Origin of the sequence: Pseudofrankia saprophytica, assembly GCF_000235425.2 — a bacterium.
Taxonomy (GTDB): Bacteria; Actinomycetota; Actinomycetes; order Frankiales; family Frankiaceae; genus Pseudofrankia; species Pseudofrankia saprophytica.
Window position 1 is genome coordinate 3,893,696 of sequence record NZ_KI912266.1, and the last position, 15,718, is coordinate 3,909,413.

Sequence of the window (15,718 nt, forward strand, 5' to 3'; positions counted from 1 at the left end):
CCGGACCGAGGACATCGTCCCGGAGACGTTCCTGCGCGCCTGGCGGCACGCCGACCTGCTCACCGGCCTCGCCGACTCGAGGAGCTGGGCACGGGGCACCGACAGAAGGTCAGGGCACCAGCATGCGTACGAGGCTGCTCACGATCCTGCTCGCGTTCATGACGGCGACGCTCGCGGCGCTGGGCGTGCCGCTCGGGCGCAGCGTCGCGCAGAGCCAGCAGCAGCAGATGTTCGTCGACCGGCTCGCGGACACCTCGCGGTTCGCCGGTATCGCCGGTCAGGTGACCTCGGCTGACGGCGAGCTGGAGCTGCGGGAGGAGCTGGGCCGCTACGAGCAGCTGTACGGGATCTCCGCGGTGGTCGTCGACCTGAACGAGCACATCCGGGCCGCGTCGCGCCCGGGGGTCGACCCGCGCGCGGACGAGCTGCGCTCGGCGCTGCAGGGCGCGCTGGGGGGCCGCCAGTCCAGCGACCCCGGCCAGATCTGGCCCTGGCAGGGCCGCCCGCTGGTGGTGGCCGAACCGGTCGTCTCCGGCAAGGACGTCGTCGGTGCCGCGGTGACCATCTCGCCGACGGACCGGTTGTCCGATCGGATCCTGGGCCGGTGGCTGTGGCTGCTGGGCGCCGCCGTCGTCGTCACCTGCTTCTGGGTGATGGCGGCTGTGCGGCTGACGCGATGGGTGCTGCGCCCGGTGCACGACCTGGGCCTGGTCACTCACGAGATCGCGACGGGGCGGCTCTCGGCCCGGGTGCTGGGCAGTTTTGGCCCGCCGGAGCTGCGCCGGCTGACCCTGTCGTTCAACGAGATGGCCGGCCACGTGGAGGACGCCGTCGAGGCGCAGCGTGCCTTCGTCGCCGACGCCTCCCACCAGTTGCGCAACCCGCTGTCGGCGTTGCTGTTGCGGATCGAGAACCTGTCGATGGACCTGCCGGACCAGTGGCAGGAGGAGGTGGGGGAGACGCGCGTGGAGGCGCGCCGGCTGGTCAGGGTCCTGGACGAGATGCTCGCGCTGGCCAGGGCCGAGCACCACGTGCCGCGCCCGGAGAAGATCGACGTTCGTGCCGTCGTCGACGAGCGGGTCGCGGCGTGGCGGCCGATGGCCGACGCGCGCGGTGTCGGCGTCGACGTGACGGGGCTCGCCAGCGCGTCCGCGCTGGCGGACGCCGACACCCTCGGGGGCGCGCTGGACGCGGTGCTCGACAACGCGCTGAAGTTCTCCCCACTGGACTCGATCGTCACCGTCACCGTCAGCCTGGATCCGGACGGTTCCGGCGACGCCCCCGGCCCGGACGCGGCGCGGGACGACAGCGGCCGGGCCGCCCGCGACGCCCCCCGCCTTGTGGTCCGCGATGCCGCCCGCGCCGGGGGCCGCCGTGCGGACGAGCCGGCAGGCGGCGTGTTCATCCGGGTGAGCGACCAGGGGCCGGGGGTCACCGTCGACGAGCTGGCGAACATCGGGCGCCGTTTCTGGCGCAGCCGGCGCAACGTGAACATCGGCGGCTCCGGCCTCGGCCTTAGCATCGCCACCGCCCTGCTGACCGCCTCCGGCGGTGACATCCGCTACGCGCTGGGCGAGCCGGCCGGCCTGGTGGTGACACTGCGACTGCCTCCGGCCACCGCGCCCGCGGGCGCGGGGATCTAGAGCCCCGGTTGGCGGCCCGGAGCCCTGCCAGCCCGGCATCCCTGGCGTATCAGACCTTGGCCGCTCGGTAGTACTTCGCCGCCCCGTCGTGGAGCGGCACCGGCCCGGTCGCGACGGCGCTGCGGGGGTCCAGCGCGTACGCGACCGGCACCACCCGGGCGATCGTCTCCCGCGCGTTGAAGAGCACCCGGGTCACCTGGCGGACCAGCCCCGGGTCGGTGTCGGCGCTGGTCACGAGCAGGTCGGCCATCGCGACGGTGGGGGTCGCGCCGACGCCGGCGTAGGCGCCGTCGGGGATGACGCCGCGCCGGTACTCGGCACCCCACTTCGGGACCTCGTTGAGCGCGTCGACCAGCCCGTCGAGCTGGACGAACCGGACCGGGAACCGCCGCGCCAGGTCCGCGACCGTCACGGTGGGCAGCCCGCCCTGCCAGAAGAACGCGTCGATGGTGCCGTCCGCCAGCGCCTTCGCCGACTGGTCGACGCCGAGGTTGACCTGGGTCACGTCCTTCGCGTCGATCGCGGGGTCGACGGCGAGCAACCGGGTGGCGACCAGCTCGGTGCCCGAGTCGCGGGCGCCGGTGGAGACCCGCCGGCCGCGCAGATCGGCGAGGGTCCTGACCGGAGAGTCCCGTGGCACGACGAGGTGGATGTACTCGTCGTAGATCCGGGCGACGGCCCGGACGGGCAGTGCGGAGGCGAACGGGTCCTGCCCGCGCACCGCGGCCGTCGCCGCGTCCATCGTTGAGAAGCCGAAGGTGTTCGGGTCGGCCACGACCCGCCGCAGGTTGTCCACCGCGGCGCCGGTGACCATGGTCGTCGCCCGTACGCCCGGCAGCGAGCCGTTGATCGACGCGGAAAGTGCCGTGCCGTAGCGGTAGTAGATGCCGCCGGTGCCGCCGGTGAAGACCGTGACAGGACCCCGTCGATATGGCTGGCCGCCGCCGTCGAACCGAATCCAGGCGAGTAGCCCGGCCGTTACCAGAACAACGGCGGGAACGACGGCCAGCACGAGCAGACGACGCCACCTGGGCACGCCAGGCCGGCGTGACAAGGCCAGGGCGACTCGCATGCCTGATCCTCCCACACCGACGTCTGGACACGTCGGACGGCGCGGTTATCCGAAGGCATGGTCCGTGGGCGGGCCGATGGCCGGTCGGCAGGATTTCCTATCTGTGGGCGCCGATTCTCGGCAGAGCGATCGGGGGTTTAGCGCGCCGGGTTGCGAGGCTTAGAGGCTTAGCCGACGGCCTTTGCGCTCAGTCGGTATCCGATACCGCGGACGGTCTCGATGGCTCCGGGTACCCCGAGCTTCGCGCGCAGTGACGCTATATGCACCTCCAGGGTGTGGGAGGCCCCTTCTGGGCTGTACCCCCACACCTCGGCGACGATCTGCTCGCGCCGGAAAACCACGCCCGGCGCGCCCGCGAGCTGGGCCAGCAGGTTGAACTCCTTGCGGGTGAGGGTGGTCTCCCGCCCGGCGACGGTGACCTCCCGCGCCCGCAGGTCGATGGAGATCTTCCCGACGGACAGCACCTGGTCGCCGTCGGCGCCGAGAGCACCAGGCCGGTGCTGGCCAGGGCCGGCCAGCACCGGTGATGGTGGCGGCCAGGCACGCGTCCGGCCGGGGTCCGGCCCGCCGCGGGCCGGCTCGGCCGGAGAGCCGGTGGCTTCGTCGCCGTGCCGACGGGAACGTCGGGTCACAACATGAATGCGCGCGATGAGCTCGAGGACGTCGAAAGGCTTGACGATGTAGTCGTCGGCTCCGGTGTACAGGCCGCGCAGCCGGTCGGCCTGCTCCGCGCGGGCGGTCACCATGATGACCGGCACCGCGGATATCAAACGGATGCGAGTGCAGATGTCGAAGCCGTCCCGATCCGGAAGACCCAGGTCCAGCAGCACGAGATCCGGCCGGGTGCTGTTCAGCAGGTCCAGCGCGAGGGTGCCTGTTCGGGCGCGGACCACGTCGAACCCGTGCCGGCGGAGACTGCCGGCCAACGCACTGGCGACGCGATCGTCGTCCTCTACTACCAGCAACAGCATCGCTGCCTCCGCCAGTCGGCGCCACCTGAGCTTCCCCGTACCCGCGTCGCGCGATTCATGAGAATTCACCTGCTTGGCCAGAAGGTAGCACTAGGAGATAAAGACGAGGCCGGCGGCGACTCCCACGCGGCGTCGGGGTATTCCGCTGTTCCGCGCCAGCGGGTGTGGACGGCGGCGAGCCGGCCGCGAGGGTCCCGCCGTTCGTGTCTGGCCCGGTCGGGGCAGGGACCCGGGGGAGCGAGTTTCGTGCCTGGCTCAAGCCGCCGGCGTGCTGAGGTTTGCGCCGACGACCAGCGGGTTCAGCTCGATCGGCGTCTCAGCGGCCACCTGCGCCGCCGGTCGGCGTTGCCTGGCCTCGAGTCGTCGCGCCAGGTAGGACAGGCTGGCGTTGACCGCGATGTAGACGACGGCGACGACGACGTAGGCCTGCAGGGGGGACTGGGCGAACTGCCCGGTGATCTTTCCGCGGCTCAGCAGCTCCGGGTAGGGCAGGACGAAGCCGAGCGAGCTGTCCTTGAGCAGCACCACGAACTGGCTGACCAGGGACGGCACCATCCGCCGGACCGCCTGGGGGAGCAGGACGAGCCGCATCGTCTGCCAGAAGCCGAGGCCGAGCGCCGCCGCCGCCTCCCGTTGGCCGCTGTGCAGCGAGACGATGCCGGTCCGGAAGATCTCCGCGAAGACGGCGCTGTTGTACAGGGTCAGGCCCAGGACGAGGAACCAGAAGACCGGCAGGTCCACGCCCATCGTCGGCAGCCCGAGCCCGATGAAGTAGATCAGTAGCAGGACCGGGATCGCCAGCCAGAAGTGCGTGTACGTCGACGCGGCGGCCCGCAGCGGCATCGCCGGGGCCAGCCGGCAGATTGCCAGCAGGCAGCCGATCGTCAGCGCGAGCGCGCCCGCGACGGCGGCCACCTTCAGGGTGTTGAGCAGGCCGTACGCGAGGAATCGCAGGATGGCGGGGTCGGTGACGAAGGTCCAGCGGGCGCGGTCGAGCTGGTGGTGCCCGGCCAGCCGGACGAACGCGACGACGACCAGCAGGGCGACGAGCGCGGCGCCGACGACGGAGCCGACCGCGATCCACCTCCGTGCCCGCGGCCCCGGCTCGTCATACAGAACAGTGGCACTCACGGCGGCGTCCTTTCCCTGGATGGGCCGTGCTGAGGGATGCCTTCGCCGCGCGGGACGCGCGCCGTGACCACTCGTGCCGGGGTGGCCACCCGCTGGCGGCGGTCACCGGGCCACCGCCACGCGGCGTTCGACGAGGCGGGTGACCGCGCCGAGTGGCAAGGTCACGACCATGTAGGCGGCGGCGGCCGCGAGGTAGATCCAGATGGGATTGGGGTCGGAGGTGTTGAGCTGGCCGGCCCGGGCGGTGAGTTCCAGTACTCCGATCGGGGCGGCCAGTGAGGTGTTGCGGACCAGTGCGGACAGCAGCGCGCCCAGCGGTGGGATTACCGTGCGGAAAGCCTGCGGGAGGACGACGTACCGCAGCGTCTTGGTGAAGGTCATGCCGAGTGAGCGGGCTGCCTCGGCCTGGCCGATGGGCACCGCGCTGATGCCGGACCGGAGTGCCTCGGCGACGAAGGCGCCGGTGTACGCGCCCAGTACCAGGACGGCCGAGATGAACAGTGAGTAGCGGATGCCGGTCTTTGGTAGTCCGTAGACGAACAGGAGGATCAGGACGAGTGGGGGTGTGTTGCGGACCGTTTCGACGTAGGCCAGCCCGGCCGCCCGTAGGGGGGCGGCCGGGCAGACTCGCGCCGTCGCGACGACCACTCCGATGCCCAGCGCGAGCAGGAACGACAGCGCGGTGAGTTTGAGGGTGGTCCACAGCCCCGACCCGAACACGTCGAGGTTGTCGAGGACGACGTTCACGGTTGGCTCCGAACGAAGGCTGGTGGTGCGGCGGTCAGCGGGCCGGGCCTATGTGCTGTCAGGCGGTGTAGCGGTCGATGGTGGGCGTGGTGGGGACGGAGGTCGCGACCTTGCCGACGGTCGACTGGAAGGCCTTCGCCCAGTCACCGTTCTGGTAGGTCGCGGCGAGGGTGTCGTTGACGAAGGTGCGGAACGCGTCGTCGCCCTTTGTCAGCCCGATTCCGTACGGCTCCGTGGTGAACGTCTTGCCGACGAGCTTGAGGGTGTCCTTGTGTTGTGAGATCAGGCCGAGGAGGACGACGTTGTCGGTGGTGACCGCGTCGACCCGGCCGTCGGTGAGCTGCTCGGCGCAGGAGCTGTAGGTGTCGACGAGGACGACGTCGGCGGTGGGGGCCTTGGCTCGCAGGTTCTTCTCCGAGGTGGAGCCTTCGACGGTGCAGACCTTCTTGCCGTTCAGGTCGGTGACGCCCTTGATCGCGGTGTCGCTGGACTTGACCATGATGTCCTGGCCGGCGGTGTAGTAGGGGCCGGCGAAGTCGACGAGCTTCTTGCGCGCGTCGTTGATCGTGTAGGTGGCGATGACGACGTCGACCTTGCCCTGCTGGATGAACGGTTCGCGGTTCTTGGAGACGGTCTCCAGGAACTTCACCTTGTCCGGAGTACCGAAGATCCGGATTGACAGCAGCCGGGCGATCTCGGTGTCGAATCCCTCGATCTTGTCGTTCGTCGGGTTCTGCAGCCCGAACAGCGGCTGGTCGAACTTGGTGCCGACAATGATCTCTCCGCGCTTGCGGATCTCGTCCAGCGACGGGCTCGCCGGGAAGTCCGTGGCCTGGGTCAGCTTGTAACCGCTGGCCGGCGTGGCCCCGCCGGCGGGGGACGCTCCTGGACCGCTGCCGTCGTCATCGCCGCAGGCGGCGAGCGTCAGCGCCAGCGTGGCGGCGAGGCCGACCGCGATGGCGGACAGGCGCGCCGAGAGGCGGGATCGTCTGGACATGGTTTTCCCTTCCTGCTGTTTCCCCGCGCGGGATCGCGGCGGGTGCGGGAAACGTCGATGAGCCTTTCGGCTGGCCGTGGGACCGGTGGTACGCGCGCGGCGCCCCGAGGGAGACAGCGCGGGCGGTCAGCGGCTGAGAATCAGTGGCTGAGGACCTTGCCGAGGAAGTCGCGGGCGCGTTCGGATTTCGGGTTCGCGAAGAACTCGGCGGGCGGCGCGGTCTCGACGATTCGGCCGTCGTCCATGAAGACCACGCGGTTGGCGACGGTGCGGGCGAATCCCATCTCGTGAGTGACGACGACCATCGTCATTCCGGATGCGGCGAGTTCGCGCATCACGTCGAGCACTTCGTTGATCATTTCGGGGTCGAGGGCGGAGGTGGGCTCGTCGAAGAGCATGATCTTGGGTTCCATCGCCAGTGCCCTGGCGATCGCGGCCCGCTGCTGTTGACCGCCGCTCAGCTCGGCCGGTAGCTGGTCGGCCTTCTCCCCGATCCCCACCCGGTCGAGGAGCTCACGTGCGGTCGCCTCGGCCTGCTTGCGCGGAATTCCCCGCACCTTGACCGGTGCCAGGGTGACGTTGTCGAGCACGCTGCGATGGCTGAACAGGTTGAAGGACTGGAAGACCATGCCCACCTGCGCCCGCAGCCGGGCCAGCGCCCGACCCTCCACGGGCAGCGGGACCCCGTCGATGGTGACACTGCCGGAGCTGATCACTTCCAGCCGGTTGATGCAGCGGCACAGCGTCGACTTCCCGGCCCCAGACGGACCGATGATCACGACGACCTCGCCGCGGTCGACCGTCAGATCGATGTCGTGGAGAACCTGATGGGAGCCGAAGGACTTGCACACCTTGTCCAGCACGATCAGTGGATCGCCGGTCGAGGCGGGGAGATTGGGCCCCTGCGCTGCCGGGGTCATGGCTGTTTGGAGCTCCTTTCCGAACGACGGTGGAGGGCATACAAAAATAGAACTCCCCGACATGGCGCAGCCATGGTCGAGGTTTCTTGCCGGCTGGTTGACGAGCCCACTAACCGGAGGTTTCTCTTCGAGATCTTCAGGCTTTGCCAAACATAAATGACCCCCGCCGCCGAATACTGTCCGGTTGGCGACAGATCTCTTTTCTTTACTCCTCCTTTACTCCCTCTTTACTGCTCTTTACTTCTTCTTCACCCATCCAGGCGCCCGCGTCCTGGGCTGCCAATCACCCCGCCGCTGGGCGCTGTCCGGTTCGCGACAGGCTTTTGTCTCCTCGGCACGGACGCCGACCTGAAACCTCGTCGACGGTGGCCGGCCGACGACCGATGGCGGGGTGGACGGCGTGCCGGACGTGCCTGCGGTGGAGCCGTTCGACGGCCTGCCCGCGGAGCTCGCCCGCGGAGCTCGCCCGCCGCGGCGCGCCGCGGTACGGCGGGTCCTGCCCGCCGCACCGCCGGCAGGTAAACATTTGGTGGAAGACCTTCAAATCCCGCCCAAATCGGTCCACCTCCGCCGGAGTGACCGTAGCCTGACGTGGCGTCAGCTCGGCCACCGTTGACACCGGAAGCCAGGCGGAGGGACTGCCCATGACGAGCGCGGCCGTGCCCGCTCCAGAGCGGGCCGAGGCGGCCCGGCGGCGGCACTTCGGCGACCACCTGGTGCGTGACTGCGGCCCGGCACTGGAGCGCTACGTTTCCCGGCTGCTGCCGGGCGACCCGGGGCGCACCGAGGACATCGTCCAGGAGACGTTCCTGCGCGCCTGGCGGCACGCCGACCTGCTCACCGGCCTCACCGAGGAGGAGGACCTACGGCGCTGGCTGTTCCGGGTCGCCCACAACGTGGCCGTCGACTGGTTGCGCCGGCGCGCCGCCCGCCCGCTCGAGCTGGGCGGAGACCTGCCCGTCCTGCCCGACCCGGCCGGCCAGGACCAGCTGGAGGCGGTGCTGCTGCGCGGCGTCCTCGCCACCGCGTTCGAGGCTCTGTCCGGGCCGCACCGTGCCACCCTGGTGCATCTGTACTGGCTCGACCGTTCCCACGCCGAGGTGGCCGCCGAGCTCGGAATCCCGGCGGGAACCGTCAAGTCGCGTCATCACGTCGCCGTCCGCGAACTGCGGGCGGCCCTGACCGCCCACGGCGTCACCGACGCCCACCCTCGCGGTCATTCCTGATCGTCGCGGGTGTCCTCGCAGCTGTTGGCCGAGCCCAGTTCCGCGAGCACCGCCCGGATCGCCGGGCTGGCCTGAGCGCTGCGCCGCCACGCCGCGTGAATCTCGCGCTTCGGTCGTCGCCGCAGTGGTCGGGCGACGAGCCGATCGCCCAGGGGCGGGCGAGCGAGGCGAGGTATCAGGGCGACGACGTCGCTGGAGGCGATCAGCGACAGCTGGGAGGCGAAATCGTCGACCAGATGGCGCACGTCGGGTACCTCGGGCGCGTCCGCGAACAGCCGGCGGAACCACTGGTGGCACACCGTGCCCGGCGGGCTGGTCACCCACGCGAGGCCGGTGAGGTCGGCTCTGGTGAGCGGCGGGTCGAGGCGCACGAGCGGATGCGCCCGATTCACGACGACGTCGCCGACGTCCGTGCGCAGATGGCGCTGGGCCAGGCCCGATGGCAACGGGGCGCGCAGCCCGTCGGCGTCATGAACGAGGGCGAGGTCGGCCGTTCCGGCACCGACGCTGTGCAGGGCCTGGTCGGGATCCTGCTCGGTGATGTGCACGCGCAGGTCCGGGCAGCGCGTCGCCAGCCGCGGCACGGTGGGCGCGAGCAGCCCACGGATGGCCGTCGAGAAGGCGACCACGCGCAGGACGCCGCGCGGCGCGCCCGCCGAGACTGCCCGGGCCGTCTCGGCGCAGCGCTCCAGCGCCTGGAACACCTCAGGCGCCGAGTCGACGATGGCCTTCCCCGCCGGGGTGAGCACGACCCCGCGTCCCGCCGGCGCGAGGACGGGCACGCCGACCTCGCGCTCCAGCCTCTTGATCTGCTGCGACACCGCCGAGGCGGTGAATCCGAGCTCGTCGGCCGCCCGCGCCAGGGTGCCGAGCGCGGCCACCGACCGCAGCGCCCGCAGCGCCCCGACGTCAATCATGAAGCCAGGCTACGTAATACTGGCAAGAAAGCATCGCTGGACCACTTGCCTCGAGTCGAGGCACGGTCACCCCATGACCGACTCGCGGCACGCCGCCGGCCCGCTCTTCGGCGCCAACCTCGTCGCCATGGTGACCCCGATGCGGCCTGACGGCACGATCAGCGAGGCCGGGCTCGCCAACCTCGTCGACCACCTGCTGGCCACCGGGTGCGACGGCATCGTCGTCGGCGGGACTACCGGCGAGTCGCCGACTGTGACCGATCCCGAGGCAGCCCGGCTCGTTCGTGCCGTCGCGGCCCAGGCGAAGAACCAGGCCCGGGTGGTCGCCGGTGTCGGCACCTATGACACGGCCGCCAGCATTCGTCGGGCACGCGAAGCCGAGGCCGCCGGAGCGGATGCGTTGTTGGTCGTCTGCCCCTACTACTCCAGACCCACCCAGGCCGGGGTGGTCGCCCATTGCCTCGCGGTGGCCGACGCCACCGAGCTACCCGTGATGCTCTACGACGTCCCCGCACGCACGGGGGTCGCCATGGAGGCGTCCACGCTGATCGAACTCGCGAGCCATCCCCGGATCCGGGCGGTCAAGGACGCCAAGGGCGACCTGTTCGAGGCGATGTCCGTCATGGCCCGCGCGCCGCTGGCCTACTACTGCGGCATCGACGAGCTCAACCTGCCTTACCTGGCGTGCGGTGCCACCGGCCTGGTCAGCGTCGTGGGGAACGTCGCCGCCGACCGCAACGCCGAGCTCATCCGGACGGTCCACGCCGGCGACCTCGACGCGGCGAGGACGGTCCAGGGTTCACTGATCCCCCTGGTGGAAGCCGTCATGCGCACGTCCCAGGGGGCCATCATGGCCAAGGCCGCCCTGGCCGAGCTCGGGATCATCCCGCACCCGACGGTGCGCCTGCCGCTGCTCGAGCCGCCGCCGTCGGACCTTCAGCGGCTACGGAGTGCTCTGGCGACCGTCGCGGTCCCTGGCCAGGCCCTACCCTTGTGAGAATGCACGGGCGACCTGGCGTCGCTCGAGTTGGCACTGTGATCTTGAGTTGGCAGTGTGATCTCGAGTTGGCACTGTCATCGATGGTGGGGGAGGAGCGGACACTCTCCCCGCCACTATCAACGTATAGCGCACCTGGGGGCTTGCGGCAAGACCCAGGTGGTGCCGCAGAATCGCTGGCCGAGGCCAGGACCGGGCGACGTTCGCGCTGGCCGCCGGGCCCGGTCCGACATCAGTTAGCCGCTGCGAGGGGTATGTGTCGACTCAGGAATACGAAGAGGAACTCCGGTCCGAGCGGGACTACGTCGCCGGGCTGTACGCGCGGCTCGACGCCAAGCGCGCGCGGATGAAGGGCGAGTTCAAGGCGACGTTGCGCGGGACCGGTGGAACGCCGATGGAGCGTGACGTCGAGGTGCGCGCGCTGGCCAGGGAGGTGCGGCGGCTGGACGTGGCGGACAACGGGTTGTGCTTCGGCCGGCTGGACGCCCTTTCGGGCGAACATTCGTACATCGGCCGGATTGGCCTCTTCGACGAGGAGAACGAGTACGAGCCGGTGCTGCTCGACTGGCGGGCGCCGGCGTCGCGCGCGTTCTACATCGCCACGGCGGCGAGCCCGGAGAACATGCGCCGACGCCGGCAGTTCCACACCCGCGGGCGTCAGGTGGCCGACTTCACCGACGAGGTGCTCGGCCGTCCCAGCGGTGGCGAGCGCGGGGACGCGGCCCTGCTCGCGGCGGTCAACGCGCCGCGCGGTGACGGGATGCGCGACATCGTGGCGACGATCCAGGCCGAGCAGGACGAGATCATCCGGCTCGACAACGCGGGCGTGGTGGTGATCGAGGGTGGCCCGGGCACGGGGAAGACCGTGGTGGCGCTGCACCGCGTCGCGTACCTGCTCTACACCCAGCGGGAGCGGATGGAACGTCACGGCGTGCTCGTCGTCGGGCCGAACTCGGCGTTCCTGAACCACATCGGCCGGGTGCTGCCGTCGCTCGGCGAGTCCGCCGTGGTGTTCATGAGCACCGGCGACCTCGTGCCCGGCCTGCACGTCACCGCCGAGGACACTCCGCAGGTCGCGCGGCTGAAGGGATCCCGGAAGATCCTGGACGTGCTCGCCGCGGCGGTCGCCGATCGGCAGCGGCTGCCGGAGCAGCCGGTGGCGATCGAGCTGGCGGACGTCACGGTGCGGATCGACGCCGAGACCGCCCAGTGGGGGAGGGAGGAGGCGCGCGCGAGCGGGCTGCCGCACAACGAGGCCCGCGCGGTGTTCAGCGAGATCGTCACCTGGGTGCTCACCGAACGGGCGACAGCCCGGATCGGTCGGGGCTGGCTTACCCGGGAGGACCGCCCAGCGTGGGAGCGCGTGCGGGCGGACCTGCTCAAGGAGCTTACGGCCGACGACAGGTTCACCGCCGCGCTCGACGAGCTCTGGCCGATGCTGATGCCGAAAGAGCTGCTGGCATCGCTGTACACGTCCCCGCAGCGGCTGCGAGCGGCGGGCGCCGACGAGGCACTGCTGCGTGCCGACGGCGCCGCCTGGACGGTGTCGGACGTGCCGCTGCTCGACGAGCTGGTCGACCTGCTGGGCGGCGACGCGTCGGCCGAGCGGGTCGCCGCGCTGGCCGCCGAGCGGGAGCGCAAGGACGAGGCCGAGTACGCCGCCAGCGTGCTGGACATGATCAAGATCGACCGTGCTGACCTGATGGACGACGAGGACCATCTGCTCGCGCAGGACATGGTCTACGCCGAGGACCTGGCGGACCGCTTCGTGGAGCACGACACCCGTGAGCTCGCCGAGCGCGCCGCAGCCGACCGGGACTGGACCTACCGGCACGTCGTGGTCGACGAGGCCCAGGAGCTGTCCGAGATGGACTGGCGGGTGCTGATGCGCCGCTGCCCGAGCCGGTCCTTCACGGTGGTGGGCGATCTCGCCCAACGCCGCTCGGAGGCCGGAGCGATTTCGTGGGCCACGATGCTGGAGCCGTATGTGCCCGGCCGCTGGGTCTACCGGTCGCTGTCGGTGAACTACCGCACCCCGGCGGAGATCATGGACGTCGCCGCCGCGCTGCTCGCCGAGTTCGCGCCAGGAGTCCGGCCGCCGGAGTCGGTCCGCGCCTGCGGCGTGCTGCCCTGGTCCAGGTCGGTCACCGAGGACGAGCAGCACGGCGCGATCGAGGAGTTCCTGCGGGATGAGGCCGGCCGCGAGGGCACCAGCGTCGTGATCGGGCCGGCGGGGGTGCCGGGCGCGGTGACGGCGTCGCAGACGAAGGGCCTGGAGTTCGACGCCGTCCTGGTCGTGGAACCGGAACGGATCCTCGCCGACGGCCCACGCGGCGCGGCCGACCTCTACGTCGCCCTCACCCGTGCCACCCAACGCCTCGGCGTCCTGCACCAGGGCCCGTTGCCCCGCGCCCTGACCGGACTCGTCGAGACCGGGATAGCGGCCTGAGAAGCCGCGCGGTCCACGCCGGCCGATGAGCCGGCGCGGACCGCGCGGGGTGAAGGATCTACTCGGGCGCCGTCTGGCTAGTCGGGAACCTCGGACGGGCTGGCCGAACCGCGCGGCTCGGGCACCGCCACCGCGTCGCCGGTGCCGGCGGCAGCGCCAGCGACGGCCGGCTCGATCGGATGCGACGGAGGTACGCGAAGCACCCGGGCCGCCCAGTCGGGCAACCACCAGTTCCACTTGCCGAACAACGACACGAGCGCGGGCACCAGCACCGACCGGACGATGGTCGCGTCGAGCAGGATGCCGAAGCCGAGCGCCGTCGCGAACACCTTCAGGTCGGTGCCCGGACCGGTGGCGAGCGCGAGGAACGCCAGGAACAGGATCAGCGCGGCACTGGTCACCAGGCGGCCGGTGCGCCCGATGCCCTCGACGACGGCGCCGTTCGTGTCCCCCGTCCGGTCGTACTCCTCCCGGACGCGGGACAGGATGAACACCTCGTAGTCCATCGACAGCCCGAACAGGAACGCGAAGACCATCAGCGGGATCCAGAAGGTGACCGCTCCGGTCGCGTGTACCCCGAAGATCGCGTCGGACCCGTAGCCGTGCTGCCAGAACAGCACCATGAAGCCGAGGGTCGCGGCGAGCGTGATCAGGTTGAGGAGCACGGCCTTGATCGGCAGAATGATCGACCGGAACGCGCGGGCGAGGAGGATGAACGTCAGCACCGCGATGATCGTGATCATCAGCGGGAAGTTGCCGTAGACGGCCTTCAGGAAGTCGATCTGGTCCGCGCCGATCCCGGCGACGCCGACGACGCCGGGCAGGTCGTTCACCGCCGACTTGACGTCGCGCACCGGTCCGACGGACGACGAGTTGACGGTTTCCGACTTCGGGATCACCACCACGATGCTGTGCCCGCCGGCGGTCTGCCCGGGGCCGGTCGCCACCACGGCCCGGTCGACGCCGGGCACGTCCCGCGCCGCCGCGGCGACGGCCTGCGCCTGTGGCGTGTCGACGAGCACCTCCATCGGCGTCAGCACGCCGTTCTGCACGCCGCCGTCCCGCAGCGTCGCCAGCGCCGTGTACGCCGGGCCGTTCTTGGCCAGGGAGTCGGACGAGGCAAGGCCGATCTTGATGCCGAAGAAGGAGGCCACGAGCAGGCCGAGGGCGAGCAGGGCCACACCCGCCGCGACGAACCGGCGGCGCACCACGGCCTGGGCCCACCTGGTCCAGGCCTTGCCGGCTCGGTTCTCGTGCCGGATCTTGGGCCAGTCGACCTTGGGGCCGATCCCGCCGAGGATGGCCGGCGTCAGCGTCAGGGTGGTGAACACGCTGGCCAGCGGAATCAGCGCGCCGCCCAGGCCGATGCTGCGCATGAACGGCACGGGGAGCACCACGAGCGCCAGCAGGCCGATGGCCACCGTGATGCCGCTGAACATCACCGCGTGCCCGGCCGTCTGCATGGCGATGACCACCGCGTCGTGGTTCTCGCGTCCGCGGTCCCGCTCTTCCCGCCAGCGGGTGACCAGGATGAGCGAGTAGTCGATCGCGACACCGAGACCGATGAGAGCCACCAGGAACTCGACGATGAACGAGACGTCGGTGAGGTAGGTCAACGGCAGCAGCAAGACGAACGTGGTCAGGATCGAGGCCGCCGCGACGACCAGCGGCAGGAACGCCAGGAACGACGCGAAGACGAAGGCGAGCACCGCGAGCGCGCCGACGGCGCCGAGGAGCACCTCGGCGAACACGCCGACGCCACCGCCGTCCGAGTCGCCGACGGCGAGCGCGTCCTCGCCGGTGACGCCGATCGTCGCACCCGCGGGGGCCGTCTTCGTCAGCGTCTCCCTGATGGCGTTCGTCGGCAACTTCGCCGTCGGGTCGTGGGCGAACCGGTAGAAGACCAGGGCGTACGCCGTGTGGTCATCCTTGGTGCGGAACGCCTTGTCACCGGTGTTCGCCTCGTCGATCACCCGGGTTTGCGGCACCTGCTGCTGCACGGCGGCGAACGCCCGTCCGACGGCCTCCTCCTGGCCGGTGATGGCCTTACCCGCCGGCATTGTGACGGTGACCACATAGGGCGAGGTCTTGCCGCCCGATGTGAACTCGGTGTCAATCTGGTTTGCCGTCTCGGTGCCTGGTTGCCCCGGCAACGAAAAGTCGATAACCAGGCGGCTGTTGGTCCGTCCGGTAAGCGCGATGCCCGCGACCACGACTAGAAGCCAGCCGACCAATACAAGTCTGCGATGGTGAAGCACGAACTCTGCGATCCGACGCACGAAACTCCCCTGCCTTGAAAGATCACGTCAAACGGGTGAACCCTAGCAAGGAAGACCGACAACCCGGCTACGACTCATCGACTCAGGCGGGAACGATGTCCGCTGGCAGGTTCGTCATCGGTGACGACAAACCGGTGATGCGGGACGAACGGTGAGTGGGGCCGCGCGCCGCCGAAGCCGCGCCGCGACCGACCGATCTCGGCCGCGAAGCCCCGGTCGCCTACGGCGCCACGCTGGCGACCTGCCGGGCGGCGGCGAGGTCCGACTGATGTTCCACCGCCCAGTGAACTCACACCTCTACCTCGAAGACCGCCAGCCACCAGAAGGCGACGCCCACGGGCCGGCGACCGCTCGGCCCCGCACCTCCGC

At 70.5% G+C, this 15,718-nt stretch carries 12 protein-coding genes; 4 read left to right on the plus strand and 8 right to left on the minus strand.

Annotated elements, in window-relative coordinates; genetic code table 11:
- Positions 1-122 precede the first annotated feature (122 nt).
- A complete protein-coding gene (locus tag FRCN3DRAFT_RS0216195) occupies positions 123-1,643 on the plus strand; it encodes a sensor histidine kinase (protein ID WP_007515936.1) in 1,521 nt (506 codons plus the stop codon).
- A gap of 49 nt (positions 1,644-1,692) precedes the next feature.
- On the opposite strand, the gene FRCN3DRAFT_RS0216200 is transcribed toward FRCN3DRAFT_RS0216195, so the two are convergent.
- From FRCN3DRAFT_RS0216200 to FRCN3DRAFT_RS0216225, 6 genes are all read right to left on the minus strand, one after another.
- On the minus strand, positions 1,693-2,715 hold the full coding sequence (locus tag FRCN3DRAFT_RS0216200; RefSeq protein ID WP_007515937.1) for a TAXI family TRAP transporter solute-binding subunit: 1,023 nt from the start codon (positions 2,713-2,715) through the stop codon (positions 1,693-1,695).
- A 167-nt stretch (positions 2,716-2,882) separates the two neighbouring features.
- Positions 2,883-3,686: a response regulator transcription factor gene (locus FRCN3DRAFT_RS0216205; RefSeq protein WP_007515938.1), complete on the minus strand. Its 804-nt coding sequence runs from the start codon at positions 3,684-3,686 to the stop codon at positions 2,883-2,885.
- A gap of 255 nt (positions 3,687-3,941) precedes the next feature.
- Positions 3,942-4,817: an amino acid ABC transporter permease gene (locus FRCN3DRAFT_RS0216210; RefSeq protein WP_007515939.1), complete on the minus strand. Its 876-nt coding sequence runs from the start codon at positions 4,815-4,817 to the stop codon at positions 3,942-3,944.
- A gap of 102 nt (positions 4,818-4,919) precedes the next feature.
- A complete protein-coding gene (locus FRCN3DRAFT_RS0216215) occupies positions 4,920-5,564 on the minus strand; it encodes an amino acid ABC transporter permease (protein WP_007515940.1) in 645 nt (214 codons plus the stop codon).
- Positions 5,565-5,622: 58 nt separating this feature from the next.
- Positions 5,623-6,561: a glutamate ABC transporter substrate-binding protein gene (locus FRCN3DRAFT_RS0216220; RefSeq protein ID WP_007515941.1), complete on the minus strand. Its 939-nt coding sequence runs from the start codon at positions 6,559-6,561 to the stop codon at positions 5,623-5,625.
- A 140-nt stretch (positions 6,562-6,701) separates the two neighbouring features.
- Entirely contained in the window at positions 6,702-7,481 is a 780-nt protein-coding gene (locus tag FRCN3DRAFT_RS0216225; protein WP_007515942.1) for an amino acid ABC transporter ATP-binding protein, read from the minus strand.
- A 644-nt stretch (positions 7,482-8,125) separates the two neighbouring features.
- Between FRCN3DRAFT_RS0216225 and FRCN3DRAFT_RS0216230 the strand changes: the two genes are divergently transcribed.
- Positions 8,126-8,707: a sigma-70 family RNA polymerase sigma factor gene (locus FRCN3DRAFT_RS0216230; protein ID WP_007515943.1), complete on the plus strand. Its 582-nt coding sequence runs from the start codon at positions 8,126-8,128 to the stop codon at positions 8,705-8,707.
- Here FRCN3DRAFT_RS0216230 and FRCN3DRAFT_RS0216235 read toward each other — a convergent pair.
- Positions 8,698-9,624: a LysR family transcriptional regulator gene (locus tag FRCN3DRAFT_RS0216235; protein WP_007515944.1), complete on the minus strand. Its 927-nt coding sequence runs from the start codon at positions 9,622-9,624 to the stop codon at positions 8,698-8,700. The genes FRCN3DRAFT_RS0216230 and FRCN3DRAFT_RS0216235 overlap by 10 nt on opposite strands.
- A gap of 73 nt (positions 9,625-9,697) precedes the next feature.
- Between FRCN3DRAFT_RS0216235 and dapA the strand changes: the two genes are divergently transcribed.
- Together dapA and helR are read left to right on the plus strand one after the other, a co-directional pair.
- On the plus strand, positions 9,698-10,621 hold the full coding sequence (gene dapA / locus FRCN3DRAFT_RS0216240) for a 4-hydroxy-tetrahydrodipicolinate synthase (protein ID WP_007515945.1): 924 nt from the start codon (positions 9,698-9,700) through the stop codon (positions 10,619-10,621).
- A gap of 256 nt (positions 10,622-10,877) precedes the next feature.
- Positions 10,878-13,070: an RNA polymerase recycling motor ATPase HelR gene (gene helR, locus FRCN3DRAFT_RS0216245; RefSeq protein ID WP_007515946.1), complete on the plus strand. Its 2,193-nt coding sequence runs from the start codon at positions 10,878-10,880 to the stop codon at positions 13,068-13,070.
- 77 nt (positions 13,071-13,147) lie between these two features.
- On the opposite strand, the gene FRCN3DRAFT_RS0216250 is transcribed toward helR, so the two are convergent.
- On the minus strand, positions 13,148-15,223 hold the full coding sequence (locus FRCN3DRAFT_RS0216250; RefSeq protein ID WP_232794059.1) for an MMPL family transporter: 2,076 nt from the start codon (positions 15,221-15,223) through the stop codon (positions 13,148-13,150).
- Between the last annotated feature and the right edge of the window lie 495 nt (positions 15,224-15,718).